24 protein-coding genes are annotated in these 25,759 nt (G+C 56.5%); 15 read left to right on the forward strand and 9 right to left on the reverse strand.

What is annotated here, in order from left to right:
- Positions 1-34: 34 nt before the first annotated feature.
- Together F6Y09_RS06985 and F6Y09_RS06990 are read left to right on the forward strand one after the other, a co-directional pair.
- Positions 35-1,099, forward strand: coding sequence for a phosphotransferase family protein (locus F6Y09_RS06985; protein WP_152206211.1), 1,065 nt, complete (start codon positions 35-37; stop codon positions 1,097-1,099).
- Positions 1,099-1,788, forward strand: a complete 690-nt coding sequence (locus F6Y09_RS06990) for a histidine phosphatase family protein (protein ID WP_152206212.1) — start codon at positions 1,099-1,101, stop codon at positions 1,786-1,788. Before F6Y09_RS06985 ends, F6Y09_RS06990 begins: the two co-directional genes overlap by 1 nt.
- Positions 1,789-1,863: 75 nt before the next feature.
- Here F6Y09_RS06990 and dacB read toward each other — a convergent pair whose 3' ends face one another.
- Positions 1,864-3,408 carry a D-alanyl-D-alanine carboxypeptidase/D-alanyl-D-alanine endopeptidase gene (gene dacB / locus F6Y09_RS06995; protein ID WP_152206213.1) on the reverse strand — a complete coding sequence of 515 codons (1,545 nt, stop codon included), beginning with the start codon at positions 3,406-3,408 and terminating at the stop codon, positions 1,864-1,866.
- 300 nt (positions 3,409-3,708) lie between these two features.
- On the opposite strand from dacB, the gene F6Y09_RS07000 reads away from it, so the two are divergent.
- From F6Y09_RS07000 to F6Y09_RS07010, 3 genes are read left to right on the forward strand one after another with little or no spacing between them, the layout of a single operon-like run.
- A complete protein-coding gene (locus F6Y09_RS07000; RefSeq protein WP_152206214.1) occupies positions 3,709-4,548 on the forward strand; it encodes a glutathione S-transferase N-terminal domain-containing protein in 840 nt (279 codons plus the stop codon).
- A gap of 34 nt (positions 4,549-4,582) precedes the next feature.
- The gene (locus tag F6Y09_RS07005; protein ID WP_152206215.1) at positions 4,583-5,506 is read left to right on the forward strand and encodes an aldo/keto reductase; all 924 of its coding nucleotides are present in this window, start codon (positions 4,583-4,585) and stop codon (positions 5,504-5,506) included.
- Positions 5,507-5,526: 20 nt separating this feature from the next.
- Positions 5,527-6,186, forward strand: coding sequence for a DUF6064 family protein (locus tag F6Y09_RS07010; RefSeq protein ID WP_152206216.1), 660 nt, complete (start codon positions 5,527-5,529; stop codon positions 6,184-6,186).
- 45 nt (positions 6,187-6,231) lie between these two features.
- Here the strand turns inward: F6Y09_RS07010 and dkgB are convergent, their stop codons facing one another.
- Entirely contained in the window at positions 6,232-7,041 is an 810-nt protein-coding gene (gene dkgB, locus F6Y09_RS07015) for a 2,5-didehydrogluconate reductase DkgB (RefSeq protein WP_152206217.1), read from the reverse strand.
- Positions 7,042-7,315: 274 nt separating this feature from the next.
- Between dkgB and F6Y09_RS07020 the strand changes: the two genes are divergently transcribed.
- On the forward strand, positions 7,316-7,729 hold the full coding sequence (locus tag F6Y09_RS07020) for a GFA family protein (RefSeq protein ID WP_152206218.1): 414 nt from the start codon (positions 7,316-7,318) through the stop codon (positions 7,727-7,729).
- Positions 7,730-7,779: 50 nt separating this feature from the next.
- Here the strand turns inward: F6Y09_RS07020 and F6Y09_RS07025 are convergent, their stop codons facing one another.
- Positions 7,780-8,871, reverse strand: coding sequence for a PQQ-dependent sugar dehydrogenase (locus F6Y09_RS07025; protein ID WP_425481824.1), 1,092 nt, complete (start codon positions 8,869-8,871; stop codon positions 7,780-7,782).
- A 203-nt stretch (positions 8,872-9,074) separates the two neighbouring features.
- Between F6Y09_RS07025 and F6Y09_RS07030 the strand changes: the two genes are divergently transcribed.
- Complete coding sequence (locus F6Y09_RS07030; RefSeq protein ID WP_152206220.1) at positions 9,075-9,290, forward strand: dodecin; 216 nt, start codon at positions 9,075-9,077, stop codon at positions 9,288-9,290.
- A 44-nt stretch (positions 9,291-9,334) separates the two neighbouring features.
- Here F6Y09_RS07030 and F6Y09_RS07035 read toward each other — a convergent pair whose 3' ends face one another.
- A complete protein-coding gene (locus tag F6Y09_RS07035; protein WP_152206221.1) occupies positions 9,335-9,793 on the reverse strand; it encodes a YaiI/YqxD family protein in 459 nt (152 codons plus the stop codon).
- Between the two features lie 310 nt (positions 9,794-10,103).
- Between F6Y09_RS07035 and F6Y09_RS07040 the strand changes: the two genes are divergently transcribed.
- From F6Y09_RS07040 to F6Y09_RS07050, 3 genes are all read left to right on the forward strand, one after another.
- Positions 10,104-10,676, forward strand: a complete 573-nt coding sequence (locus F6Y09_RS07040; RefSeq protein WP_246180381.1) for a histidine phosphatase family protein — start codon at positions 10,104-10,106, stop codon at positions 10,674-10,676.
- Between the two features lie 137 nt (positions 10,677-10,813).
- On the forward strand, positions 10,814-11,284 hold the full coding sequence (locus F6Y09_RS07045) for a copper chaperone PCu(A)C (protein WP_246180382.1): 471 nt from the start codon (positions 10,814-10,816) through the stop codon (positions 11,282-11,284).
- Position 11,285: 1 nt separating this feature from the next.
- Positions 11,286-11,942: a class I SAM-dependent methyltransferase gene (locus F6Y09_RS07050; protein WP_152206223.1), complete on the forward strand. Its 657-nt coding sequence runs from the start codon at positions 11,286-11,288 to the stop codon at positions 11,940-11,942.
- 25 nt (positions 11,943-11,967) lie between these two features.
- On the opposite strand, the gene F6Y09_RS07055 is transcribed toward F6Y09_RS07050, so the two are convergent.
- Together F6Y09_RS07055 and F6Y09_RS07060 are read right to left on the reverse strand one after the other, a co-directional pair.
- On the reverse strand, positions 11,968-12,219 hold the full coding sequence (locus F6Y09_RS07055) for a YkoF family thiamine/hydroxymethylpyrimidine-binding protein (RefSeq protein ID WP_152206224.1): 252 nt from the start codon (positions 12,217-12,219) through the stop codon (positions 11,968-11,970).
- Positions 12,220-12,335: 116 nt separating this feature from the next.
- Positions 12,336-13,760, reverse strand: coding sequence for a phospholipase D family protein (locus F6Y09_RS07060; RefSeq protein WP_218944115.1), 1,425 nt, complete (start codon positions 13,758-13,760; stop codon positions 12,336-12,338).
- Positions 13,761-13,993: 233 nt separating this feature from the next.
- On the opposite strand from F6Y09_RS07060, the gene F6Y09_RS07065 reads away from it, so the two are divergent.
- The 3 genes from F6Y09_RS07065 to pntB all read left to right on the forward strand — a co-directional run bounded on the left by F6Y09_RS07065 (position 13,994) and on the right by pntB (position 18,756).
- Positions 13,994-15,634 (forward strand): alkaline phosphatase family protein, encoded by a 1,641-nt coding sequence (locus tag F6Y09_RS07065; RefSeq protein ID WP_152206225.1) that lies wholly within the window; start codon positions 13,994-13,996, stop codon positions 15,632-15,634.
- Between the two features lie 138 nt (positions 15,635-15,772).
- A complete protein-coding gene (locus tag F6Y09_RS07070; RefSeq protein ID WP_152206529.1) occupies positions 15,773-17,350 on the forward strand; it encodes a Re/Si-specific NAD(P)(+) transhydrogenase subunit alpha in 1,578 nt (525 codons plus the stop codon).
- An 11-nt stretch (positions 17,351-17,361) separates the two neighbouring features.
- Entirely contained in the window at positions 17,362-18,756 is a 1,395-nt protein-coding gene (gene pntB, locus F6Y09_RS07075) for a Re/Si-specific NAD(P)(+) transhydrogenase subunit beta (protein ID WP_152206226.1), read from the forward strand.
- 65 nt (positions 18,757-18,821) lie between these two features.
- Here pntB and F6Y09_RS07080 read toward each other — a convergent pair whose 3' ends face one another.
- Entirely contained in the window at positions 18,822-19,550 is a 729-nt protein-coding gene (locus F6Y09_RS07080) for a YebC/PmpR family DNA-binding transcriptional regulator (protein ID WP_152206227.1), read from the reverse strand.
- Positions 19,551-20,014: 464 nt separating this feature from the next.
- Here F6Y09_RS07080 and F6Y09_RS07085 point away from each other — a divergent pair, with 464 nt between their 5' ends.
- Positions 20,015-21,571 (forward strand): diguanylate cyclase domain-containing protein, encoded by a 1,557-nt coding sequence (locus F6Y09_RS07085; RefSeq protein WP_152206228.1) that lies wholly within the window; start codon positions 20,015-20,017, stop codon positions 21,569-21,571.
- 77 nt (positions 21,572-21,648) lie between these two features.
- Positions 21,649-22,824 (forward strand): AI-2E family transporter, encoded by a 1,176-nt coding sequence (locus F6Y09_RS07090; RefSeq protein ID WP_246180383.1) that lies wholly within the window; start codon positions 21,649-21,651, stop codon positions 22,822-22,824.
- A gap of 45 nt (positions 22,825-22,869) precedes the next feature.
- Here the strand turns inward: F6Y09_RS07090 and F6Y09_RS07095 are convergent, their stop codons facing one another.
- Entirely contained in the window at positions 22,870-24,399 is a 1,530-nt protein-coding gene (locus tag F6Y09_RS07095) for a malonate--CoA ligase (RefSeq protein WP_152206229.1), read from the reverse strand.
- Positions 24,396-25,757 carry a malonyl-CoA decarboxylase gene (locus F6Y09_RS07100; RefSeq protein WP_152206230.1) on the reverse strand — a complete coding sequence of 454 codons (1,362 nt, stop codon included), beginning with the start codon at positions 25,755-25,757 and terminating at the stop codon, positions 24,396-24,398. The genes F6Y09_RS07095 and F6Y09_RS07100 overlap by 4 nt, the downstream gene beginning before the upstream one ends.
- Positions 25,758-25,759: the final 2 nt, after the last annotated feature.

Below are 25,759 nucleotides of genomic sequence, written 5' to 3' on the forward strand. Positions count from 1 at the left end.
CCCCTCTGGCAATAATTTAAAAGGAGAGTCCGTAATGACCCAGATGGACCAGGCTGTTGATATCCGTGAAGGAGAGGAGCTGGATGCCCTCGCGGTTGATCAGTTCATGAAGCAGGCAATGCCGGACCTCTCGGGCGAACCCTCCATCCGTCAGTATCCCGGTGGTGCTTCCAATCTGACCTATCAGGTGGATTACGGCGATCGGTCATTCGTGCTGCGGCGGCCCCCGTTCGGAAAAATTGCCAGATCAGCCCATGACATGTTGCGCGAAGCGCGGGTCATGAAGGCGCTCAAGCCGGTTTACCCCTACGTGCCCGAGATCATTGCGATATGTGACGATCACCAGGTACTGGGGTGCGATTTTTACGTTATGGAGCGGCTTGAGGGCATTATCCTGCGCCAGGATTTCCCCAGGGATTTTGAGCTGAGCGAGGGCGATACCCGCAAGCTCTGCCTGAACGTGATCGACAAACTGGTGGATCTTCATCGGGTCGATGCACAAGCGGCCGGCCTTAGCCAGCTTGGTAAAGGCCCGGGGTATGTCCAGCGTCAGGTTGGCGGCTGGAGCGACCGGTTCCGCAAGGCGCGCACGGAAGATGTGGGCGATTTTGAAGCAGTGATGGGCTGGCTGGATGACAAAATGCCGGAGGACGTCACCCAGTGTGTTATCCACAACGACTTCCGCTTCGATAACGTGGTGCTCAGGCAGGATAACCCCTTTGAAGTAATTGGCGTGCTCGACTGGGAAATGGCCACCATCGGCGACCCGTTGATGGATTTGGGTAACAGTCTGGCCTACTGGGTACAAAAGGATGACGATGGCACCTTCCAGATGCTTCGGCGCCAGCCCACGCATCGGCCGGGCATGCTGAGTCGGGAAGAGGTGGTGGCGTACTATCTCGAGCAATCCGGTTTGCAGGTGGAACGTTTCGACTACTATGAAATCTATGGCCTTTTCCGGCTGGCGGTGATCCTTCAGCAGATTTACTACCGCTACTTCCATGGCCAGACCAACGACAAACGTTTTGCCGCCTTTGGCCATGCCGTACAGTATCTGGAGCAACGTTGCCAGAAACTGATAATAGCAAGTGATTTGTAATGGCTAACCTCTATCTGATTCGACACGGCCAGGCCAGTTTTGGCAAGGCAAATTATGACGAACTCTCCGAGCGTGGTTGGGAGCAGGGGCGGGTTCTGGGGCGTTGGCTATCCGGAAAGGTGACGCCGGGCGTCGTGGTGGGGGGCAATCTCCAGCGTCACCGGGAAACCGTGGAAGCGATGGCCAGTGGTTTTGCCGGAAAATTGCCCGGTATGCAATCCATGATGGGCTTCAATGAATTTGATCATACCGAAGTCATCGAGCGTTTCCGGCCCGAGTGGGCCGATCGTGCTGTGATGACTCGGGATCTGTCGGCGTTTCCCAAGCCGGTGAGGGCCTTCCAGGAGGCGTTCGTGATGGCAGTCGAGCGCTGGGCAGGGGGTCTTTACGATCACGAGTACACGGACACCTGGCCCCGGTTTAAAGCACGGGTTCTGGCCGCCATGGAGGAACTGATCGAGTTTGCCGACGGCACCGATGCATTGGTGTCAACCTCCGGTGGCCCGATTTCCGTTATGGTCCAGGGCCTTCTGGATCTTGATGACCGCAAAGCCCTCGGGCTCAATGAAGTAATCGCCAACACCAGCGTAACCCGCGTGCTCTATTCCGGCGCTCGCCGCAGCCTGTCGGTATTTAATAATTACAGCCACCTGGAAGCAGAAGACCCTGCGTTGGTCACGTTTCGCTGACAGGCACTGAGTCAGTGCCGTGCCTGCTGCCTGGACGTGCAGGCCGCAGTTACTCCTGCTGAACCGTTGTGATTCCTACTGAACCGTGGTGATCGCGGCAGGCGCCTGGGTGAGAGCGGTTCCTACCGGTGGACTGTAATAAAGCGAGTAGAGCACACGGTCCAGCAGGGCCTGGCCGTTCCAGGCCGGTGAATGGTTGACCATTCCTACAATGACCCAGGTAGTCTGGGATTTGTCCCGGGTGAACCCGGCAATCGAGCGCACGTCTTCCAGATAGCCGGTTTTAATCCGTCCCTCGCCCTCCAGAGCGGTGTTCCGCAACCGGCGAATCATGGTGCCGTCCATCGCGATCAACGGCAGGGACGCCATCAGGTCCGCTGAAAACGGACTGTTCCACGCGCTTTGCAATATTTGTGCGGTTTGCCTTGCGGTAATGCGTTCGTATCGCGAAAGGCCAGCACCGTTGTCGATCACCATACCCCGGGTATTGATGCCCTTTTCCGCCAGCCAGTCGTATATTGCGCGGATACCTGACACCCGGTCATCTTCTTCGCCTTCAATGCGGTTTTCAGCGCCTATGGTCAGCAATAATTGCCGGGCCATGACGTTACTGCTCCACTTGTTGATATCACGCACAATGGTGACCAGATCCGGTGAGGTCGACCTCATCATCAGTCGGGCGTCGTCAGGGGTGGCTTCGTACCGATTAGTGCCGGTTAACACTCCCCCCATTTCGCGCCACAAGCTGCGGATCAGGGCCGCACTGTATTCACGATGCGGCATCAACGAGAGGTAGGAGGAGGTACGACAACCCTGAGGCAGTTCACCGGTTACGCGAATGGTGATGCCATCATCGTCGTGAAAGAACGGCTGCCATTCAAATCCCCGACGGGCGGGGCAGGGCGCTGCAGCAGTGGCGGTTACCCGGTTATCAATCCGGATGTTGGCAAGCGCTGGCGTACTCCAGGCCTGGGTACCACGCTCATCGGCACGAACTTCAAAGTGCAGCAGGTTGAGGTTGGTCAGGTAAGCGGAGGGCTCAACCAGAAAGGGTGCAAACGGATTGGTGCCGTTGTCGTCAAACACCGGCAACCCCTCCGGCAAACGAAAATAGTTGCCATCCAGTACCAGATCGCCATCAATAGTATCCAGACCCATTGCGCGTAATTCCCGGATGGCACTCCACAGGCGCTCAATAGTGAGTTTCGGGTCGCCCCCCAGTTCCACGTAGAGATTGCCCTTGAGTGTACTGCCCGAGAGCACACCATCAGTATAGAAGCGGGTTTCCCAGTGATGGGTGGGCCCCAGGATTTCCAGGGCCGCATAGGTGGTGATCAGTTTCATGATCGAGCCGGGGTTCATCAGCTCATCGGCGTTGATGTACTGCTCGATGCCGGGGCCATTCATGGGAATGGCAGCGACGCTCAGGCCATCTTCGTCGGTCAGGGATTTATTGGCATAAGAGGCAACCTTGCCGCTCCAGGTACTCAAGGATTTCGTGCTCTCAGCCGTAGCTGTAGTGGTGATTGCAGGCATCCCCGCCACGCAGGCAAGTAGCAAAAGCCGACGGATACGGCGGGAAGAGGGCGTCGAAACTGACGCCAGGGCGCGACAAAACATAGAGAGCCATCCGTGAGAGCGCAAAAGGTGAGTTAAAGATAGCTCATATTCCGTTGCTACACTATGCGGACAAGCTCTACATGACGTTAAAAAATGCCACTAGAGACATTGTTTGTACTGCATTTTTGTCACCGCCTGTAAGTGGTCTTGTGAGTCAATCGCCTAATGTGGTCTTTCTGTTCAGGCATTGTGAACCGTCGCTTGTTAAGCTGTGATGAAAGGCAAAAGGGTCACTGCTCATTGGCGCTCGAGCCCGGAAATGAAAGTGACTTTTAAATCTGCGGATAAGGCTTTGAATCTATGGCGAAGGCATTAATGTTTAATCTCAATGTGTTGGGGTCAGTTGCGACCTCCTCCCTGTCGGCCTGGCGTGGCTGCCTGCTGGTCAAGCCTGCGGCCCAGCCGGAACAGCCGCTGGTGCTCTACGATATCGAAGCGTGCCCCTATTGCCGGCGGGTGCGTGAGGCGCTGACAGCGCTGCATCTGGATGTGGAAATTCGCCCCTGCCCGAAAGGCGGGCGCAGATATCGAGCTGAAGCCGAGGCTGTGGGGGGTAAACAGCAGTTTCCGTTGCTGATTGACCACAACACCAACACCGTGATGTATGAATCCTCCGATATCGTGGCTTATCTGTTTCGCGAGTATGCCCGCCGGTCGGTACCAAAATATTACCGGTGCCGGATCTATCACCCGGTGATGGGCTCCATGGCCTCGATGGCCAGTGGTCTGCGAGGCTTACGGGCAAGAGTCGCAAAACCGGCAGCGCTGCCTTTGCACCTGTGGAGTTTTGAGGGCAGTCCGTTTTCCCGTCTGGTGCGTGAGCGGCTCTGTGAGCTTGAAATCAGCTATACCCTGCACAACCTGGGCAAGGAACATTGGAGCGAGATCGGCCCGGCGAAGCAGCGGATCAAACCCGGCCCCTATACGCCAATACCCGGTGGCAAACGTGATGGGTTTTTCAAGCTTCACGGGCGGGTTCAGGTGCCTTACCTGGAGGATCCCAACACCGGTGAATCCTTGTTCGAGTCCGCACGTATTCTTCGATATCTGGACCGCGAATACGGGGCTCAGGACCAGGAAAAGCGCAACCGGATATTTCATCGCAACACTCTAAATCAGAACCTTAAATCAGAACCCTGAATCAGGACCCTGAAGCAGAGCAAGAGGAGGCGCTATGAGGTTTCGGCTATCCAGACGGCATTTTCTCGCAGGTATGGCGGCTATGGGGCTCACTTTACGGGTGCCCGGGTTGCTGGCCGACACTTCCTCGAATGCCATCACCCGCGAGATTCCCGCCACGGGAGAGCCCTTGCCTGTGATCGGTATGGGTACCTGGCGTACTTTCAATGTGGGTGGTGATCAGCAACTGATTGCCCAGCGCACGCAGGTGCTGAAGACGTTTTTTGATCTCGGTGGCACTCTGGTTGATTCGTCCCCCATGTACGGTTCCGCCGATGATGTGATGGGGCAGGCGCTCTCAGCGTTGGAGGCCCGGGACCGGGTGTTTGCCGCCACCAAGATCTGGACCGGTGATGAAAATGCGACCCGCGAGCAGGCAGAGGTGTCGCGCCGTAAATGGCAAGTGGCCCGCTTTGACCTGTTGCAGATCCATAACCTGCTGGGCTGGGAAGGCCACCTGGAAACTCTCAAATCAATGAAAGCCGAGGGTGAGGTACGATACCTTGGCATCACGACGTCTCACGGACGTCGTCACCGGGATATTGAACGGCTGATGGCCACCGAGCCTCTGGATTTCGTTCAGTTGACCTATAATCTGCTTGATCGCGAGGTTGAGGAGCGGCTGCTGCCCCTCGCCCGGGAGCGGGGAATTGCGGTGATCGTGAATCGCCCGTTCCAGGGCGGGAGCCTTTTCCGGCGTTTTGATTCAGAACCTTTGCCAGCCTGGGCCGGAGAAGTCGGTTGTAAGAACTGGGCGGAGTTCTTCCTGAAATACATTGTTTCCCATCCCGCCGTCACCTGCGTGATTCCGGCGACCACCCGTGTTGACCACATGCGTGAGAACATGGGCGCCTTGTACGGGCCGTTGCCGGACACTTCCCAACGGGAACGCATGGCCCAATACGTCCGATCTCTCTAAGGCAACTGGAGCAACTCCCCGTGGACTGGTCGAGTTATTCGCTGGCGGATTTCCTGATGTTTGGTCCCGAGGTTTTCCTGCGGCTTTATAGCCGCGTGAATCGGGATTTCTGGCCTTGGCCGGTGGTGACGGTCCTGGCCTCGGTGCTCATGGCGTGGCTGCTTACGCTTGGAGAGCTTTGGGCCAGGCGAGCGGTATTGGCATTGCTGGGGATGGCCTGGGTTTGTAGCGGGGCCGGGTTCATGCTTCGGTATTACGGCCCGATCAACTCCCCGGTGGAGTATTTTGGCTGGGGATTTATTGCCCAGGGTATCGCGCTTGGATTGACCGCCGTGGTCTGGCGCCCGGAATCAGCCAGCCCTGACACCAGCCGGAGGAGGTTAATTGCTCTTGCCTGGCTGCTGGTCGTATGCCTATTGCCATGGCTGGTGGTGATGGAGTCCGGAGAGTGGCAAGCGCTCGGGCTATTTGCCATTACTCCGGATTTGACGGTGCTGGCGTCGCTTTTTAGCCTGCTCCTGTTGCCCCGCAGGCTTCGCGCCTTACTGTTGCTGCTGCCTGCCTTGTGGGCCGTATTCAGTGCGCTCACTTTATGGACCCTTGGCATGACAGTACTGCTGATCATGCCGTTGGCAACACTGGCTTTAATACCATTCGCGATAAGCTCGCGTCAGCGCTAGTGTCTCGTTGAGCACTCTTCTGTTAGGCACTCTGCTGCTGGCCGGTCAGTCCCATTTCGGGGCAAAAGACGGGTTGGCGATACGCTCGCCCCGGTCAAGCTTGTCGATGTCGGCGATTTCCTCTTCACTGAGTCGGATATTCAGGGCTGCCAGGTTGGCCTTTTGATGTTTCGAGCGCGTTGACGAGGGAATAGGGACCACGCCCCGCGAAACTAACCAGGCAATAGCAATTTGTGCCGGCGAGGCGTTATGGGCCGCACCGATGCGTATCAGGGTTTCATCCTCCATGACTTTCCCGACCGCCAGGGGCATATAGCCGGTGATGGCAATACCGATCCTCCGAGCGTGTTCCACCACCTTTCGATTGGCCAGGAACGGGTGCACCTCTACCTGATTGGTGAAGATTGGTGTGTCACCAAGAATGGCTTTGGCTTCATCCATTTGTGCACAGGTAAAGTTGGATACGCCGATGTGGCGTGTCAGGCCTTCCCGCTGGGCGTCTTTCAGGGCGCCGAGGTAGTCTGCCATTGGCACCTGGTCGTTCGGGGAAGGCCAATGGATCAGTGCCAGATCGACGTGGTCGGTTTTCAGCCGGTCGAGGCTTTCGTGGAGACTGTTGATCAGCTCGCTGCCAGCCAGCCGGTCATGCCATATTTTGGTGGTAAGGAATATCCCGCGGCGGGGGATACCGCTGGAGGTTATACCATCACCCACTTCCGCCTCATTCTCGTACATCTGGGCGGTATCGATGTGGCGATAGCCCAGGGAAAGAGCACTCTTGACGGAATCCCGGGCCACATCACCTTTCAATCGAAAGGTACCCATTCCGATTTCGGGAAGTGTTTCGAACGACATTTTATGCGCCTCCTGACTTACTTTGAGGATTGCTTGAGCATGCTAGGGTTGCTTGAGCTTGTCTATACGTTGGTGGTCAGGCAGGCGTTCTTCAAGCATTTTCGGTGAAAGTTTCTCCATCGGCCCAGCTCCGTGTCACTCCTCACCAACTCACCAGGCTGATTGCAACAGCCAGCTTCAGGCCAGGGTCGAGGCAGAGTATGATGTCGCCCAAATCAAGGAGGCGGTGGTCGCTGAAATCCGCCGCCTCCCAATCTTGTCCGGAGAATGATTCATGCTGACAGGTCAATGTTTGTGCGGTGGTATTCGATTCGAGTATAGCGGGCCTCTGGGTCCTGTTGCACTTTGCCACTGCAGCCAGTGTCGACGGGCCCATGGCAGCGCCTTCTCGGCCAGTGCGCCGGTACAGAAATTGCATTTTCGTTTTACGGTTGGCGAGGAACTGATTCGGGAGTTTGAATCCCGCCCCGGTAAGTACCGGGCATTCTGCTCCGGATGCGGCAGCCCGCTCTACAGCCGGGTTGACGCCATTCCGGGCATCCTGCGGTTGCGGGTCGGTGTGATCAACGAAGCGCTCGGTAAACAGCCGGCGTCACATGTGTTCGTCGGATCAAAAGCCGACTGGTACGCCATCACCGATGACATTCCCCAGTACGACAAGCTGGAACGCACCAACGACCCCCACTAAATCCATAACGCAGGCATTTTGACAGAGCGCTGAGCTGGCGTCCGCCCGGATCAGGACGCAGCCGGACGCAGCCGGATGACCTTGCCATTCGCTTCATCGGTTAGTAACCACAGGCTGCCGTCGGGGCCCATCCGCACATCCCGGATACGTTTCCCGAAATCCTCCAGCAAGTCTTCCTCTTCGGTCACTTTGCCATTTTCGATGCTGAGTCTGACGAGCTTCTGCATCTTGAGAGCCCCGACAAACAGGTCGCCCCGCCAGCCCGGGAACTCATCGCCGGTGTAGAATGCCATACCGGACGGTGCGATGGACGGGTCCCAGTAGTGCAGGGGCTGGGCCATGCCCGCCTCCTCGGTTTTATCGGTGATTGGCAGGCCGCTGTAACCGATACCATAGGTGATTTCAGGCCAGCCATAATTGGTGCCTGCGCGAATGATATTGATTTCATCCCCACCCCGGGGGCCGTGCTCGTGGCTCCAGACCTCGCCGGTTTCAGGGTGCACCGTCATACCCTGAATGTTGCGGTTACCGTAGGTGTAGAAAGTGTCTTGCACCGAGCCGTCATCGACAAAGGGGTTGCCGGGCGCGGGTAACCCATCGATGGTTAGCCGATGCACGCCGCCGGCGTCATCGCCGGTGTCCTGGGCGCGCTCCATTTCACCGCGGTCACCCACGCTGACATACAGGTTCTTGTCTGCATCAAACACCATGCGTCCGGCAAAATGACGGCTGGTATTGGACCGTGGCTGGGCCTCGAAAATCACCTCGACGTTGTTAAGCTGGCCGTCCTGGTACTCGGCGCGGGCGACACGGGTGGTCATTCCGGCGGATGTTTGATGAGAATAACTTAACATCAGTAACCGGTTCTCGCTGAAATCCGGGTGCAGTACGATATCCAGTAGACCACCCTGGCCGGCTACCACCAGATCGGGAACGCCGGTAACAGGCTTATCGACCAGTTCACCCTTGCGAATGATGCGCAGACGGCCGGCGCGCTCGGTGACCAGCTGGTCTCCATTAGGCAGAAAGGCCAGCGCCCAGGGGTGCTCAAGTCCATCGGCGACGGTCTCGAGTTGGAACTTGTGATCTGATGAGTCAAACGTTTGCGCCGCTACCACCAGTGGTGCACACACCAGCACCATTGAAGCGATGTTGCCAAGACGCGTCGGACTGATAGCCATGTGAATTTTCCTCATCTTTGGTCGATGTTTTATGTCCATACCCATGAAATCATCAAACGACAGTAAAGCCTGACTTGTCCAGATTACCTTTCCTTGATCCGGATTTGGATGCGTTTTCGGGGCTATGCCATACTGAAATGACAAATTGGTGAAAGGAGATGTGTATGTCAGATCATCATGTATATAAAAAGGTGGAAATTGTCGGCTCATCCAGAGTGAGCATCGATGAGGCAATTAACAATGCCATAGCGGAATGCAGCAAACGCATCAAGAATGTGGAATGGTTTGAAGTCCAGGAGACCCGTGGCCATGTCGAGAACGGCAAGGTGGGCCATTATCAGGTCGTGCTGAAAGTGGGGTTTCGAATTGAAAACAGTTAAGTGAATTCTGGGAGAATCCTTGTCATTATGCCGCAGTCCAGAACTCAGCCGGAGGGCCGGGTGTTCTTCTGGAGCCAGCGATCCAGTTGATCGGCGAAGTGTTTGCGGTCACTTTGGGAAAACTCCGACGGGCCACCGGTGACCTGTCCGGCATTGCGCATTTCTTCCATGAAGTTGCGCATAGCGAGGCGCTGACGAATATTTTCCCTGGTAAAGGCCACGCCTCTGGGGTTGAAGACATCCGCGCCTTTTTCGATGGCGTCTGCGGCCAGCGGAATATCCTGGGTAATAACGAGGTCACCCTGACTGAGTTGCTCAACGATTTCGTTGTCGGCCACGTCGAAACCCTGCATGACTTGTCTGGCCTTGATGAATGGGCTGGGAGGCAGGCGGATTACGTGGTTGGCTATAAAAGTAGTGGTGATTTTCCAGCGCTCGGCGGCACGGCAGAGAATTTCCTTAACCGGAACCGGGCAGGCGTCGGCATCGACCCAGATTGGCATTTTGGTTTTTCCATTTGAGAATGTTGGATGAGAGCTTATCGGGTTTTGGGTGAGCCTGGGAGTTGTTATCTGCGTATTTCTCCGTGTATTGGGGGTGGCCTTATCGGGGAAGCTTTTTCGAAACACGCCCGCGAGTACGTCCCTGTAGGGCTCGATTCGGGCCATCCTTGGCCCTCAACGGTTTTGAAAATGCTGCCCCCATAAGGCCTTTCTAGCTTTGGTGATGGCCGTCGCATGTTTGTCTGTGAATGTGGAGATAACTCGATGAATTGTTATCTCGGGAATCGGACTGGGTTCGGGAGGCGAAGCTATGAAAAGTGTGAGGAACTATTTTTTAACACTCTGTGTCGCTTGTCTGTTGTTGGCCAACGGTGTTAGCGCGGAAGATAACCCGGAAGCGTGGCAGGCTCTGGCCGAGGGGCGGGCTGTGCTGATGTTGCGCCATGCGCTGGCACCGGGGGTGGGGGACCCCGACAATTTCAGGGTTGATGATTGCTCAACCCAGCGCAACCTTAACGACGCGGGGCGCGAGCAGGCCCGGGCCTGGAAACCTTTGCTGGCGGCACATGGTATCGACCAGGCGAGGGTGTTCAGCAGTCAGTGGTGCCGGTGCCTGGAGACCGCACGGGAAATGAACGTGGGCCCGGTTGAGGAGATGGCATCTTTAAATTCCTTTTTCCAGAACCGTGGCAATGGCGCCATGCAGACCCGTCAAACCATCTCGATTGTGAATGCATTGAAGGATGGGGAGCCGGTAGTGCTGGTATCCCATCAGGTTAACATCACTGCGCTGACGGACGTCTATCCATCTTCCAATGAGGGTTTGATTCTGGCGCTGCCCTTGTCGGAAACACCCACGGTGCTGGCACAGGTGGCGCCATAACGCCCTGGTGCAAGAGCATAAGTCCGCTGGGCACTTGCGCTGGCAGGCCGATCACGCAACACTCTTGCGCTGAATTCAACCATCGCTTTCGAGGCCATATGACGCGCATTATATCTTTCTGTCTGGCAGTTCTGCTTATGGCTGTAGCTCTGCCCTCTGCTGCCCATGATTACAGTCAGGGTGAGGTGTCGATCGAACACCCCTGGAGCCGTCCAACGCCGCCGGGCATCATGATGGGGGTGGGTTACATGACGATCCGCAATACCGGCAACAGCGAAATTGTGCTCAAGGCGGTGGACACATCCAGGGCGGCCAGGGTATCCATCCACAAAACTGTGAGTCAGGATGGCACCATGCGGATGCGCCTGTTGAAAGATGGTCTCATAATCCCGGCCGGTGGGATCGTCGAACTCAAGCCCATGAGCTATCACCTGATGCTGGAACAGCTTGGTGGACCGTTGAAAGTCGGGGAGCAGGTTCCGCTGACATTGACGTTTGATGGCGCGCCGGACATGGAAGTGGAGCTGTCGGTAGATTCAATGGACGGCAATAACCACAACTCGGGTCAGCGTCCAGCCAGCCATCAGGGTATGACGCAGGATCACTGATATGGCGGTGGATTCGGGGTTGCGCTGCACCGTATGCCGTGCCGATCACTTGAGGCTGTTGGAAACCATCAAGGAGGTACGCTATTGGCGCTGCTCCCGGTGTGAGGCGACTTTGATGGACCCGGTGCACTGGCTTACGGCAGACCAGGAAAAAGCGGTATACGATTTGCATGACAACCATGCCGAAGATCCCGGTTACTGCAGGTTCCTGGCAAAACTCGCCAATCCACTGTTGGAAAAGCTTTCCCCGGGCGCCCTTGGGCTGGATTTCGGCTGTGGCCCGGGGCCTGTGCTGGCAAGTATGCTGGCAGAGCAGGGCATGGAGATGGCGATCTACGACCCCCTGTATTTCCCTGACAGGTCGGCGTTGAAGGCCCGTTATGACTTCATTACCTGCACCGAGGTTGCCGAGCATCTGCATGATCCATTTGAAACCTTCACGCGGCTCGCGCAAATGCTCCGGCCCGGGGGATTGCTGGGACTGATGACCTGTTTTCAAACCGACGATGCCCGGTTCGCCAACTGGCATTATCGGCGTGATCCGAGCCATGTCGTGTTTTATCGGGAACGCACCATGAGCTGGTTGGCGCAAAACCTGGGATTGAATCTGGTGATACCGGCCAAGGATGTAGCGCTTTTCCATCAGCCCGCCCGGTAGCTCCCGCTACCAGGCTTGAATACTCCTATGACCGTGGCCGACGGTCTCCTTCCAGAAAGTTAATGACAAATACGGCTTTTCCGTAAGTGTCGAATGACCATTTCATGATCTCTGACAAAACCCTCATTACGTCATCAAATTCGCCGAAGATCTGGGTGCTCATCCGGTTGGGATACACTTCCAGCCCACTGAGCTCGAGGCGTTTGATGAGCTCTTTGATAGGCGCTTTGTAGTCGTCCGTCAAAGGGTAGTAACTGATCTGTGCTGACAGGTACATGGGACCTCCGCATCTCTGAATGTCGGACTGCTCTACCAGATACGGTGCTTGGCGCCGGCAAGGTTTTCAATGGGCTGGAGACAAAAGATGGTTACCATCCGGTAACGGAAAAGGCATCAGAATGTCGAGAGCCCGGTTGCTTCCATCAACCGGTAACGCCAGTAACGAAGTTGTGAGTGGTCGGAATAGGCCTCGTAAGGCAGACTGAGCACCGGAGTTGAGGCTGGTCCGGCTCTCCATTGGCGGTCAAAAAAGGCTTGGGCCTGCTCAATCAGCGGGGTGACGGTCACGCCTCGAATGACAATATCGGTCTCGAGGTTCAGGTTGTTCAGGTTGCGCCGGGTGAAGTTTGCCGACCCCATCAGCAATTGCCACTTATCATCACTGTCCCGGCGCATCAGCATCTTGCTGTGGCACTGTTCACCATGGGTGTTACACCAGCGCACAGGTATGCCTGCCCGGGTTAACTCCATTGCCACCTGACGATTGGGAATGCCACTTTTTTTATGGCCAAAAGCATCCTTGTTCGGATCCAGTAAAATCCGGACCTCGACGCCCCGGTCATGGGCATTAATAAACGCTGTCACGAGTTTCCGGTGGGAGAGGTAAAACATGGCCAGGTCCAGCTTCGTGCCCCCGCGCGCTGAATCAATCATCGCCAGCGCCGAGTCGAGAATTTTTGCCTCAGTAACCACGTTGGCGACAACGCTTTCAGCCTGCTCGGGCACTGTGTTGGGTGAAATGTCCGAGGTAGAATTTAGCCTGGCATCGGAATACGCCAGCACGGCCTGCTCGCTGGCGAGCAAATCGTTCACCGCGGGGCCAGCAAAACTCAGGGCCATATTGCTGTGCTTGCTGCTGCCATCATGGGGGTTGGCGGAGGTAATCAGTCCTCGTAAATGGTCGCCTTCATCCACGATCAGAACTTTTCGGTGGTTGGCCTTGAAGTTCGGTAGCGCCAGGTAGCTGCGCAAGGTGGCCTTGCCATCGGTCAGCAGATTTGGCAGCCAGCCGGAGGTATCCGAGTTCCCCAGCCATTGGCAACATAGGCGCCAGCCCGCGGACCATACCGGATTGGAATCTCTGAGCCGGTTGAGGTCGGTCTCGATCACCGGGATGCCAGCATCCCTGAGGCGCTCGAAATGGGGTGATTTGTGCCCTCCGTAAAAGGTATTCAGAGGATCGCTGATAACCACAATGCGAATATCCTCGACCTGCTGACTGCGGCTGATGAGTGCCTCGGTCAATTGCTCCGACAGTGGTCGGTGGCTGTCATCGGGCCGGCTGTCGTTGAACAGGAACATGTCCACCATGATCAGCTCTTCGGCCTGGCCGATCAGCCGGAAGACCTCATCAAAAATTGCATATTCCATTTGTTCGCGGTCGCTGGCGTCCCGCCAGGTCAGATCGGTAAACAGCCGGGCATCAATCAGGGGACGTTCCGGGCCTTTGTAGTTCAGGCCCTCAGGTAATGGTTTGAATACGTGGTAGGCACCGGTTCCGACGATCAGTAGAACCATCAGCAGCAGTAAAATTTTCAAGCATCTTACTCGTGGACAGGGTTAACATTAGCTACGGACGAGGGCCGCGCCCAAAAGTGGTCCCAGCGTACCTCAGATCATGCGAATCCAGAAGCTTTCCGGGCAGTGTGGGCCGCCGAAATTCAAAACCCCGTGACATTACGGAGGTGTAAAGAAGAATAGGGTGTCTCTGCCGTCCACTGCGCTTATCGCTACGTAATTAAAGACACGATTGATCGTCAGGGAACGCCGAAGTGAGTCGATTGATTCCTGTTTTCATTGTACTTAACCTGCTATTCGTGGCTCTATTGCTGGCTGAATTCCCCAACATGCCTGTGGTGGCGGTAGAAGCTGTGGTGCTGGCAGGGCTGTTTATGTACCTGGAGCAGCCCGGGGTGCGGCGGGTGCTGGCTTACTCCGTCGGTGCTGTGTACGTCCTGCTGGCGTTGGGTGGGCTAGCCGATGTTCTCATCCGACAGAGTCTGGGCCGGCCACTCAACCTGTATCTCGACATCGGGCTGGTCGGGGCGATGGTCAACCTGCTCAGTACCAATCTGGGGGGCGTGCTGGTATTCCTGATCCTTGCGGTCTTTGTTGCGCTGACCTGCGGCGTGGCGGTTCTGGTTGGCCGGCTGTTGCTGGTTTTCGGTCACAACCGCAGTTCGGGCTATCCCGCGTCGGGGAAGGTGGTAGCTGGTACCGCGATAGTGGCGGGGCTGATACTGGTCATCCCTTCTCCGCTGGGCGGTAAGCTGGGCGGGTTTAACTTGGCGGGCTTTGCGGCGGAGCAGGCTGAGCGGGCCATAGCAGCCCATGAGGCAACCCGGGCGTTTGAGCGCCACATCGGAACGGGCTCAAATGGCTATTCCGGTCAGGTCAGAACGCTGGACCGGTTTGGCAATGCTGACGTCATTCTCGGGTTTATTGAATCCTACGGCATATCAACGTTGCTGGATGACCGCTATAGCCCGCTGATATCCGGACGGTTAAGCACCATGCAGGAGGCTCTTGATGCCGCTGGCTTGCACGTGGTAACCGGGCGCCTGAGATCACCGGTTCAGGGTGGGCAATCATGGCTTGCCCATGCCACGTTGCTGAGTGGCCAGTGGATTGAAAGCCAGCTGCACTATGACACCCTGCTTGCCAGTGACCATCCGACCCTGATTGATGATTTCCGTGCTACCGGCCATGACGCTGTCGCCGTGATGCCCGGCATCACCATGGCATGGCCGGAAGGCCAGCGGTTCGGCTACACCCGCATCCACGATTCCGACACCATGGATTATGAAGGTCCTCCGCTCAACTGGGTCACCATGCCCGACCAGTACACCTGGTCCTGGTTTCAGAACCGGGTACGTGGCCCTGCCAGCAAACCGCTGTTTGCAGAACTTGCGCTCATAAGCAGCCACGCTCCCTGGGTGCCCATCCTGCCGGTGTTGGACGACTGGAGCAGCATCGGGGTGGGTGAGGTCTTCAACCAGTGGAAAAGCGCCGGCGAGGCACCGGTCTCGCTTTGGCGTGATCCCGACCGTGTCCGCGATCACTACGCCCGGGCTATTGATTATGCGCTCAATGTGGCCACCGAATACGCCATTCGCCACGCCGACGACAATACCCTGTTGATCATTCTGGGAGATCATCAACCGGCACCTTTGGTGACCGGTGAAGATGCCAGCAGGGACGTGCCGGTACATATCATCAGTGGCAACCCGGAGTTGCTCGAACCGTTCACAGGGCGGTTCGCATCGGAAGAACCCGGATTGCCGGGTTTCCGGGCCGGCACCTTACCTGCAATGAATTCGGACGGCGTCAGCATGGATGCCCTCAGACCCTTCCTCCATCGGCATTTCTCGTCGCCATTACCCGTGAGTGTTGTGGCAGACGATACCGACTGAAAACTGTGACAAATTGATAGTTGCACCATTCCCGATCTACGACTTCACTTAAGGCAGGCGGCGTGAGCGCTGCAGGGCCAGAGCGCAAGACCAATAAAAATGCCTCTGGATCTCGACGTCTGGGAGGGTGTGTCCACCATGAAACTGGGTATTCCGAAGGAAATTTTCAAAGACGAGCGACGAGTGGCGGCAACGCCTGTGTCGGTCCAGAAGCTGATCAAACTCGGCTATGAGGTCATTGTCGAAACCGGCGCCGGCGAAGCTGCCCACTACAACGATGAAGCCTATCAGAAAGCCGGGGCCAGCCTGGCGGTCGATACCCGGTCGTTCTGGGAAGCTGCGGACTTTGTTCTGAAGGTTCGTGCGCCCATGCGCAACCCGAGCCTCAGAAAGCACGAGATAGACCTGATGAAAGAAGGCGCCTTTCTCGCCTGTTATCTCTGGCCGGCCCAGAATCCGAAATTACTCGACCGGCTCGCCGAACGCAAAATCACCGGCTTCGCCATCGACAGCCTGCCAAGGATCAGCCGGGCCCAGAAAATGGACGCACTCAGCGCCATGGCCAACATAGCCGGATATCGTGCGGTGATCGAGGCTGCCAACCACTTCGGACGCTTCTTTACCGGCCAGGTGACGGCAGCGGGCAAGGTGCCACCTGCCAAGGTCATGGTGATCGGTGCCGGGGTGGCGGGGCTTGCCGCCATAGGTACGGCCAACAGTATGGGTGCGGTTGTAAGGGCGTTCGATACCCGCCTGGAAGTGCTGGAGCAGGTCGAAAGCATGGGCGCGGAGTTCCTCAAGCTGGATTTCGACGACGAGGAAGGCAGTGGCACCGGTGGTTACGCCAAACAGATGAGCGATGAGTTCATCAAGGCCGAGATGGCGCTGTTTGCCGAGCAGGCGGAAGAGGTGGATATCATCATCACCACTGCACTGATTCCGGGTCGGCCCGCCCCCAAGCTGATTACCGAAGCCATGGTGAAATCCATGAAGCCCGGCAGCGTCATTGTGGACCTGGCCTCCGAACGTGGCGGTAACTGTGAGCTTACCGTGCCGGGAGAAGTGGCAGAACTGCATGGAGTAACGTTGATTGGTTATACCGATCTGCCCAGCCGCATGGCAAAAGTGGCGAGCGATCTCTATGCCACCAATCTGATGCATCTGTTGACCGAGTTGACCCCGGAAAAGGACGGTAAACCCCTGGTCAACATGGAGGATGAAGTCATCCGTGGCCTGACGGTGGTCCAGCAGGGCAGCATAACCTGGCCGCCACCAAAGGCCGAGGTTCAGGCCAAGGCTCCGCCCCCACCAGGCACCGAGGAGCCATCGCCGGAGGCGATGCGGGCAGCTGCCAAGGCATCTGAATCGCGCCGTCGTACCGGTAAAATTGCATTGTTATTAGTTACGGCTGCCGCCCTTTACGGGGTAGGTGCCCATGCACCCCAGAGCTTTCTGAGTCACTTCACGGTGTTTGTGCTGGCCTGCTTTATCGGCTGGCAGGTGATCTGGAACGTGACAGCTTCCCTGCACACGCCCCTGATGAGTGTGACCAACGCCATCAGCGGCATCATTGTCATCGGCGCCATGTTGCATCTGGCCCAGGCTGAGAGTGCCGCTGTGGGCATCATGGCCTTCGTGGCAGTGCTGATCGCAAGCATCAACGTGGGCGGTGGGTTCCGGGTGACCTACCGCATGCTTAACATGTTCCGGAAGTAGGAGACGCTATCATGGGTACAGGACTAGTCAGCGTCGCCTACGTGGTGGCCAGTGTGCTTTTCATTCTCAGCCTCGGTGGCCTCAGCCACCAGGAATCCGCCCGGCGCGGCAACCTCTATGGTGTCGCCGGCATCGTCATTGCGGTGGTAGCCACACTCGCCAGTGTCGGTGACGGTGGTGTGGTGGCCATCATTATTGCCGTGCTGCTGGGTGCTGGTATTGGTATCCCCATCGCCAACAAGGTCGAAATGACCCAGATGCCGCAACTGGTTGCGTTGCTGCACAGCTTCGTGGGACTGGCGGCGGTGTTGGTGGGCTTTTCAGGCTATATCGAGCCGTTGATTGCCACCTTCGGGGCCGAGCACACCATCAAACTGGTTGAGGTCTATGTCGGGGTCTTTATTGGTGCGGTGACCTTCACCGGTTCACTGGTGGCGTGCGGCAAGCTTGATGGTCGCATCGACAGCAAGGCTCTGACCCTTCCGGGCCGCCATATGATGAACCTGGTGGCTCTGATAGTGACGGTGTTCTTGGGGGCCTGGTTCCTGAGCACTGACAGCCTGGCGTCGGGGCTTATAGCCCTGATCCTGATGACACTGATTGCAGCGGTGCTCGGGGTTCACCTGATCATGGCGATTGGCGGTGCCGATATGCCAGTGGTGGTTTCCATGCTGAACAGCTACTCCGGTTGGGCCGCGGCTTCTATCGGCTTTATGCTGGGCAATGACTTGTTGATTGTCACCGGTGCCCTGGTGGGTAGTAGCGGCGCAATCCTCAGTTACATCATGTGTAAAGCCATGAACCGATCGTTTATCAGCGTGATTCTCGGCGGCTTTGGCCAAACTACGAGCAGTTCAGGCGCTGTCGCCAGTGATCAGAAGGTCCGGGAGTTCTCGATTGATGATGTGTGCGACGAACTTCGCCATGCCGATTCAGTGATTATTGTCCCCGGCTACGGCATGGCTGTCGCCCAGGCCCAGAATGGCGTCAGCGATCTCACCAAGCTGTTACGGGAGCGCGGTGTAAATGTGCGTTTTGGTATCCATCCGGTGGCGGGCCGCCTGCCCGGGCACATGAATGTGCTGTTGGCCGAGGCCCACGTACCTTATGACATCGTGCTCGAAATGGATGAGATCAATGACGATTTCCCCAACACCGATGTGGTGCTGGTGATCGGCGCCAACGACACAGTGAACCCGGCAGCGGCGGAAGACCCGAGCAGTCCGATTGCGGGTATGCCAGTGCTGGAAGTCTGGAAGGCACACCAGGTGGTGGTGCTCAAGCGCGGTATGGCCACCGGATATTCCGGCGTCGAAAATCCGCTGTTCTTCAAGGACAACACCCACATGCTGTTTGGCGATGCCAAGGAGAGTATCGATAAGGTGGTAAGCGGGCTGCGCGGCTGAGCCGGGGGTTTGCGCCAGGCTAACTGTTCACCCGAACCGGTTAGCCTGGCGGGGCGCCAGGGCGATCAATCTTCAGCCGGCAACTCGGCGTTGTGGTAGACGTTCTGGACATCGTCCAGGTCATTCAGCATATCGAGAAACTTCTCGAACATAACCGCATCGTCCCCCTCAACAGGCGTGCTGGTCTGAGGCAGAAACTGGATTTCATCGACATCAAACTCCAACTCACCAAAGGCGTCTATCAGCGATTGTTTGGCTTTGGCGTATTCGGTATTGGGAGCAAACACGGTAATTTTGCCGTCTTCGTTTTCAATATCCGTGACATCAACCTCAGCCATCATCAGGGCCTCAAGGGCCGCTTCCTCGTCATCGCCGGCAAAGGCGAGAATCGCGCAGTGATCAAACAGGTGGCTGACGCTGCCCGGAGTGCCAATTTTGCATTTCGTTTTGGTAAAGCACTGCCGCACATCACCGAAGGTCCGGTTCGGGTTATCAGTCAGACAATCCACGATCACCATGCAGTTGCCGGGTCCGAAACCTTCATAGCGTGCTGTTGAAAAGTCCTCACCGCCACCGCCCCGAGCCTTGTCTATGGCTTTTTCAATCACGTGTGCGGGAACCTGATCTTTTTTGGCACGGTCGATCAGGCCACGCAGGGACAAATTACCATCCGGATCGGTGCCCCCGGCTTTGGCACACATATAAATTTCGCGACCGTATTTGCTATAGACCTTGGTTTTGGCGTTCGCCGTTTTGGCCATTGAATCTTTGCGGTTTTGGTAGGCTCTGCCCATTGCGATATACTCGTCCGTCGTCAGAAGTGGGCCGATTTTACACGCTGGGCATCCGGCAATCTATTCTCTTGTTCTTCGGTCACCGGAGAGCTGTCTTATACTCAGTGCAATTGTTGATGGCGGCGAAGGTGATGGCAGCATAGCCGGTCAAGCTTGTCAGGCAAAAATACCAAACGCTCTGGAGGAATGGTTTGACTCTCCGGATTGCCAGTCGTTAATTGCAATTCGTGATCAGGCAGCCGATGTTGTGATCCCGATTTATGAAGAGTAAAGAATGTTGTGCTACCTCGGCGTTACATTTGTTAACATTCCAGCGGTCCTAACCCACCGTAATGAAAGGGTGTGGGTCTAATGGGACACAATGAAATGATCAACAGGAGTGCGGGCTTGCCCAGTGGTTTTCTGGAAGGCCCGTTAACTGAATACAATCTGGAACAGGTCTTTTTTGTCATGTCTCGGGCTTCATGAAGCGGCATCCCTCATTAGTGATCATTTTACTCGCTCTGATTGGCCTGGGGCTCAGTGCTGCCCTCAGTCGGGGGTTGTACCTTGAGGAAAACCAGGTAATTATCAGCGAATTTCGTGCTGATGTGACCCAACTGGCATCCGCCTTCGAGCGTGAAGTTGTACTCAACCTTGAAATCCTTTTTGCGGTCAAGAATGCGGCAGCGATCCTCCCCGAGATGAACGCGGACCTCTTCGACAGGCTGACCGCCAGGGTACTCGAGCGCGCTCCGGCAATTGGGGCGTTTGCCTGGGCTCCGGTAGTGCCTCAGGAAAACCGCAACGAGTTCGTGCAGCAACAACAAAGTTGGTACCCCGGGTTTGCGTTGAGCGGAGTGTATGATGAAGTAGCTACCACGCCCGTGGAACACGTTCCCTGGCTCGTCCCGGTGCAGTTTATCCAGCCGATTGCGGCCAATCGACAAGCGGTGGGTTTTGATCTGGCCAGCGAGAAGAAGCGGCGGGCTGCTTTGCTGAGAGCAAGAGATACAGGCCAGATGATCGCTACGGCTGCCATTGAACTGGTACAGGACCAAACTGAGGAAAAAGGCCTGCTTGTTTTCACGCCATTGTATCGGGGAGACTCAGCCACCACCCCGGAGGACCGGGTAGCCCGCCATCAAGGCTTTTTGAACGGTGTGTTCCGGGTGGAGGAGCTGGTTAACCAGTCGATTAATGTGGCGATTGATCGCAATATTCTCATTCAGATTGTTGATCGCACAGAGGGTGGCGAAGATGTGATCTACAGCACTGGTCGGTCCAGTGATTCCCATTGGCTGAGAAAACTGGCCTATGAGGTCCCGCTTGATCCAGTTGCCGGACGACACTGGGTCGTTCAGGCCATGCCCTCTGAAGCATTTGTGAGTGCACGACGTGGATACTTGCCCGCCCTGGTTATCGGCTTCGGATTTTCCTTTATCGCCCTGCTGGTCTTCTTCGCGGTGCGTAGTCTCCGGCAGAACGCCCAACTGAATGCGGCCAAGCGTGAACTGGAAACAATTTCACTGACCGATGCCCTGACGGGTCTGGCAAACCGGCGCCATTTTGATCTGTACCTGGAACAGGAGTGGGCGAGGGCACGGAGACAGCGTCAGACCATTGCTATGGTCATGCTGGATATTGATAATTTTAAGGCGTTCAATGATGAATATGGTCACCCGGCGGGAGACCAGTGCCTGAGAGAGGTCGCTCGTGCGCTGGAGCGAGTGGTTCGGCGTCCGACCGATCTGGTTGCACGCTATGGTGGCGAAGAATTTGCCCTGATACTCCCGAACACCCAGGACGCACTGGCGGTAGCTGAAGCTTGTCGTTTGGTGATTCAGAGGCTTGGCATTGTGAATGAATTTTCAGACGTGGCGCCGCTCATTACCATCAGCGCAGGTGTGTGCAGTCTGGTTCCGACCCCGGAAATGCCTCCGGATCTGCTGATACAGCAAGCAGATGAGGCGTTATACGAGGCGAAAGAAACAGGACGTAACAAGGTAGTAAGCGCAGTTCCAACATTGCAGGAAGATTAACGCTTGGTAGCATGGCTACACCTGTAGTCAGAAAGTTGCGACCATCCGCCACCGATAATACAGGAGAGCGGTTGTCCATGAGTGAACAGGAACGTCCCAGCACGGATCAACCCTCTGCAATATCGCAGGATGAGCATTTGCGGATGCTCACGGCAGCGGGAGCCATTAACTTTCGCACTACTGCGCCCATGATCCTTGCGGTACTCGCGACCATTGTGTTCATTGACTGGGCGCAGGCTGTGTTGCTGCCGCTGGTGGCAAGCGTGCTGGTCAGCTACTCGCTGGATCCACTGGTCTCCGGCCTGGACCGGCTCAAAATCCCCCGGCCGATCAGTGCGGCTATCGTACTTCTTAGTGTCATTGCAATTGTCGTGCTGGCAACAGTGCCGCTGCAGCGCGAAGCGATGGCCATGCTTGATAAAATCCCCACCGCATTGCATCAGTTTCAAAGCAAATCACCGGTTAAAGCGGTTGCTGACGAAAGCTTGATGAAGAAAGCCGAAGAGGCAGCCAAACAGATCGAGGAAACTGCAAACGAGGAATCAGATGATGGGGGTGACCAGTCTCGCCCCCAAGCCACAGCGGTTAGGATTGTGGAAGAGCCGTTCAGTTTGCGGGATTATCTGCTGACCGGTTCAGGTACAGCGCTGGTGGTGTTTACCCAGTTTTTCTCAGCGCTGTTACTGGTCTATTTTCTGCTTTCGATCGGTTCGCTGTACAAACGCAAGGTGGTCAGGATATCCGGGCCGTCTTTCGCAAGAATGCGCAAGGCGGTCCGGATTCTGAACGAATTCCACCAGCAGGTCAGGCGGTTCATATTTGTTATGATGCTCGGGGCTGTGTTTGTCGGATTTTTCACCTGGTTGGCGTTTTTCATCCTGGGCGTCGAGCAGGCTGTGCTCTGGGGTGTGGTGGCCGGTGTCGCCAGCGCAATTCCCTACCTTGGACCCTTCCTGGTGTTAATCGGAACCGGTGCGGCGGCGTTCATTCAGTTCAGTGCGCTCGATATGGCGTTTCTCGTGGCGGGGATCTCGCTGGCGATCACCAGTATTCAGGGCTATTTGCTCACACCCTGGCTGACCAGCCGTGTCTCCAGTCTCAATGCCGTCGCCATTTTTATCGGCCTGCTGTTCTGGGGCTGGCTCTGGGGGCCAGTAGGTTTGATTGTGGCCACCCCCATCCTGATGATCATCAAGACCGTGTGTGATCATGTGGAAAATCTCAAGTCAGTGGGTGAAATGCTGGGCAAATGAGCCGAACCGGTCGATCCTCTTAAGCACCGTGTCGCAAGCGCCGGTTCAGACGTCGGCGTAGATGTCTTTATAGGTTTCACGGAGCTGGTTTTTCTGGACTTTGCCCATGGTATTGCGGGGCAGGCTGTCCACGAAAAAAACACGCTTGGGCTGTTTGTACTTTGCCAGACGGCTTTTCAGGGCGTTGATCACCTCAGTCTCTTCGATCCGGGCGCCGGGCTGCGGCACGATTACGGCAGTAACGCCTTCGCCGAAATCCGGATGGGGTACGCCAATAACGGCGGATTCCAGCACGGTGTCCATTTCATCAATCAGTTGTTCCACCTCTTTCGGGTAAACGTTGAACCCGCCGGAAATGACCAGGTCCTTGTCACGGCCTACGATGTGGACGTAGCCACGTTCGTCAATCAAGCCCAGGTCGCCGGTAACGAAGAATCCATCCTCAAGCAGTTCGGCTCTGGTTTTCTCCGGCATCCGCCAGTACCCGATGAATACGTTGGGGCCGCGGACTTCCAACATGCCAATCTCCCCCTGTGGGAGGGGTTGGTGAGTGTCGGTTTCGGGGTCGGTAACGCGTATTTCAACCCCGGGTAACGGCAGTCCCACCGTGCCGGCAATGCGGTCGCCGTCGTAGGGGTTGGAGGTGTTCATGTTGGTCTCGGTCATGCCGTAACGCTCAAGAATGGCGTGGCCGGTACGCTTTTCGAATTCCCTGTGGGTTTCTGCCGTCAGTGGGGCGGAGCCTGAGGTAAACAGCCGCATATGGCGCGTGAGTTCCGGCGTCAGGCGGTCATCCTGCAACAAACGGGTGTAGAAGGTCGGGACACCCATCAGCGTGGTGCCCTCTGACATTGCTTCAATCACGGTATCGACGTCAAACCGGGACAGAAAGTACATGCTGGCTCCCGCCATCAGAGTCACGTTGCATGCGACAAACAGGCCGTGCGTGTGGAATATCGGCAGCGCATGAATCAGCCGGTCAGCCTCAGTAAAGCGCCAGGTTTCCATCAGGGTTTTGGCATTTGATCCCAGGTTCCCATGGGTCAGCATGGCACCCTTGGAGCGGCCGGTTGTGCCTGACGTGTAAAGGATTGCAGCCAGGTCCGTTCCGGCGCGCTGCTCAATCCCGTCAAAAGGTTCTGCCCTGGTTGCAGTCTCCATCAGTGAGCCATCGCCGTTGACTCCCAGCGTGGCGACCTGTGGGCAGTTGGTGCTGTTGGCAACCTTGCGGGCGTCCGCAAGGGCTTCGGGCTGACAGACAAACAGCGACGGCTCTGCATCGCCGAGAAAGTAGCCGATCTCGGCGGCGGTGTAGCCGGTATTCAAGGGCAGATAGACCCCACCCATTCGCAAGCAGGCGAGATACAGCAGAATGGCCTCGGGGCTTTTATCCACCTGCACGGCGACCCGGTCACCGGGTTTCACACCCAGGGCGATCAGCGCGCCGGCCAGTTGCGCGCTAATGGTAAGAGCATCGGCGTAGGTAAAGTCGCGGCCCTCGGGAGTAACAATAAAAGCGGACTGGTTGCGGGCATTCATGTGTCGGGCAAAGGTCTCAAACAGGTTGTGATTCATTTTTCGGTTTCTCCTTTGAGCAATTTTCGGCCGCGTCGGCTCAGGTCACGAACAGCGGAGGAGCACACAATGGTGCCGTCGGTGGTGTACTGCTCATGGTTGCGTTCAATGTTGTCCAACACGTAGAGATAATTCACCATCAGCCCGGCTGACTGCTTCATGCCCTTGTTGGAGGTGTCACCTAACCAGTTGATGCGATGCAGCTCCGCGCCGTTGCCGAGGTGGAAGCGGGCGACCGGATTGAGGGGTTCGCCATGGGTGTTTTTTGCTTTCAGCAGATAGCGGGCAGCCAGCGGCTTGATGACGCTGCCCAGCCGTTCCTGCAGGCTTTCGTTCCTGAACCATTCGGGGTCATTCAAGTGCTTGAGCGCTTCCTGGGCCTCGGGCTCCAGCAGGCCGATGTCATCCAGATAAGTGCTTTCGAGCCAGCTGCGGAAAGTCGGCATCGGCGACAGGGTGACGAAGTTCTTCAGGTTGGGCAGTTCCTGTTTCAGCTCCTTGACCACTTGCTTGATCAGAAAATTGCCGAAGGAAATACCCCGCAAACCGACCTGACAGTTGCTGATACCAAAGAATGCCGCGGTGTCTGCCGATTCCGGGTCATCAATATCGTAGCGATCACTGGCAAGAATCGCCTGGATCTGATCCGGCAGGCCTTTGGTCAGGGCGACCTCCACGAAGATCAGGGGTTCATCGCCAGTGGCCGGGTGGAAAAAGCCGAAACAGCGGCGATCCCGGGCGTCGAGGCGCCGGCGTAAATCATCCCAGTCCTTGATTTCGTGGACCGCTTCATACCGGATTATTTTTTCCAGGATGTTGGCGGGAGTGTTCCAGTCAATACGTTTGAGCACCAGAAAACCACGATTGAACCAGGACCCGAACAGATGAATAAAGTCGGAGTTAATGGCCTTGAAGTCCGGGTGATCCGCCATCAGAGCCAGCAGGTCTTCCCGCATGCGAACCAGCTCATGAGTGCCGCCGCTCGCCAGGTTCAGGCGTCGCAGCAACTCCTGACGCAGTGGTTCACAGGCCTCGAACAGGGTTTCAAGATTGTCGTTGGTGCGCGCCGATTTGTAGGCCGTGTAGGCAGCATCAATCCGCTCCGGTTCGGCGGAGAATTTCAGGGCGAGTTGCTCAAAGAACAGCCGCTTTTGCGGTTCATCCAACAATGAGTAGATTTCCAGCACCCGGCTAGCCAGCGCAATGCTGGAGGCCTCACCGTCACTCTGCAACAGCGCCTGACAAGCTTCAGTCAGGTGGCTGTGATCAAAGTGGTGGTTTTTACCCAGCCGCCCTCGCAGCAACGATTCACGCTGGGTAATATTATTGAACAGTTCCTGCAAAAAACTCATGTTCATAG

The organism is Marinobacter changyiensis, assembly GCF_009193265.1.
Lineage (GTDB): Bacteria > Pseudomonadota > Gammaproteobacteria > Pseudomonadales > Oleiphilaceae > Marinobacter > Marinobacter changyiensis.

Coding starts and splice junctions, on each gene's coding strand:
- F6Y09_RS06990 (WP_152206212.1), top strand. CDS start 1,099: ATGGCTAACCTCTATCTGATTCGACACGGCCAGGCCAGTTTTGGCAAG.
- F6Y09_RS07085 (WP_152206228.1), top strand. CDS start 20,015: ATGAAGCGGCATCCCTCATTAGTGATCATTTTACTCGCTCTGATTGGC.
- F6Y09_RS07025 (WP_425481824.1), bottom strand. CDS start 8,871: ATGGTGCTGGTGTGTGCACCACTGGTGGTAGCGGCGCAAACGTTTGAC.
- F6Y09_RS07000 (WP_152206214.1), top strand. CDS start 3,709: ATGGCGAAGGCATTAATGTTTAATCTCAATGTGTTGGGGTCAGTTGCG.
- F6Y09_RS07070 (WP_152206529.1), top strand. CDS start 15,773: ATGAAACTGGGTATTCCGAAGGAAATTTTCAAAGACGAGCGACGAGTG.
- F6Y09_RS07095 (WP_152206229.1), bottom strand. CDS start 24,399: ATGAATCACAACCTGTTTGAGACCTTTGCCCGACACATGAATGCCCGC.
- dkgB (WP_152206217.1), bottom strand. CDS start 7,041: ATGTCGTTCGAAACACTTCCCGAAATCGGAATGGGTACCTTTCGATTG.
- pntB (WP_152206226.1), top strand. CDS start 17,362: ATGGGTACAGGACTAGTCAGCGTCGCCTACGTGGTGGCCAGTGTGCTT.
- dacB (WP_152206213.1), bottom strand. CDS start 3,408: ATGTTTTGTCGCGCCCTGGCGTCAGTTTCGACGCCCTCTTCCCGCCGT.
- F6Y09_RS07035 (WP_152206221.1), bottom strand. CDS start 9,793: ATGCCAATCTGGGTCGATGCCGACGCCTGCCCGGTTCCGGTTAAGGAA.
- F6Y09_RS07080 (WP_152206227.1), bottom strand. CDS start 19,550: ATGGGCAGAGCCTACCAAAACCGCAAAGATTCAATGGCCAAAACGGCG.
- F6Y09_RS06985 (WP_152206211.1), top strand. CDS start 35: ATGACCCAGATGGACCAGGCTGTTGATATCCGTGAAGGAGAGGAGCTG.
- F6Y09_RS07050 (WP_152206223.1), top strand. CDS start 11,286: ATGGCGGTGGATTCGGGGTTGCGCTGCACCGTATGCCGTGCCGATCAC.
- F6Y09_RS07020 (WP_152206218.1), top strand. CDS start 7,316: ATGCTGACAGGTCAATGTTTGTGCGGTGGTATTCGATTCGAGTATAGC.
- F6Y09_RS07100 (WP_152206230.1), bottom strand. CDS start 25,757: ATGAACATGAGTTTTTTGCAGGAACTGTTCAATAATATTACCCAGCGT.
- F6Y09_RS07030 (WP_152206220.1), top strand. CDS start 9,075: ATGTCAGATCATCATGTATATAAAAAGGTGGAAATTGTCGGCTCATCC.
- F6Y09_RS07055 (WP_152206224.1), bottom strand. CDS start 12,219: ATGTACCTGTCAGCACAGATCAGTTACTACCCTTTGACGGACGACTAC.
- F6Y09_RS07040 (WP_246180381.1), top strand. CDS start 10,104: ATGAAAAGTGTGAGGAACTATTTTTTAACACTCTGTGTCGCTTGTCTG.
- F6Y09_RS07005 (WP_152206215.1), top strand. CDS start 4,583: ATGAGGTTTCGGCTATCCAGACGGCATTTTCTCGCAGGTATGGCGGCT.
- F6Y09_RS07045 (WP_246180382.1), top strand. CDS start 10,814: ATGGCTGTAGCTCTGCCCTCTGCTGCCCATGATTACAGTCAGGGTGAG.
- F6Y09_RS07090 (WP_246180383.1), top strand. CDS start 21,649: ATGAGTGAACAGGAACGTCCCAGCACGGATCAACCCTCTGCAATATCG.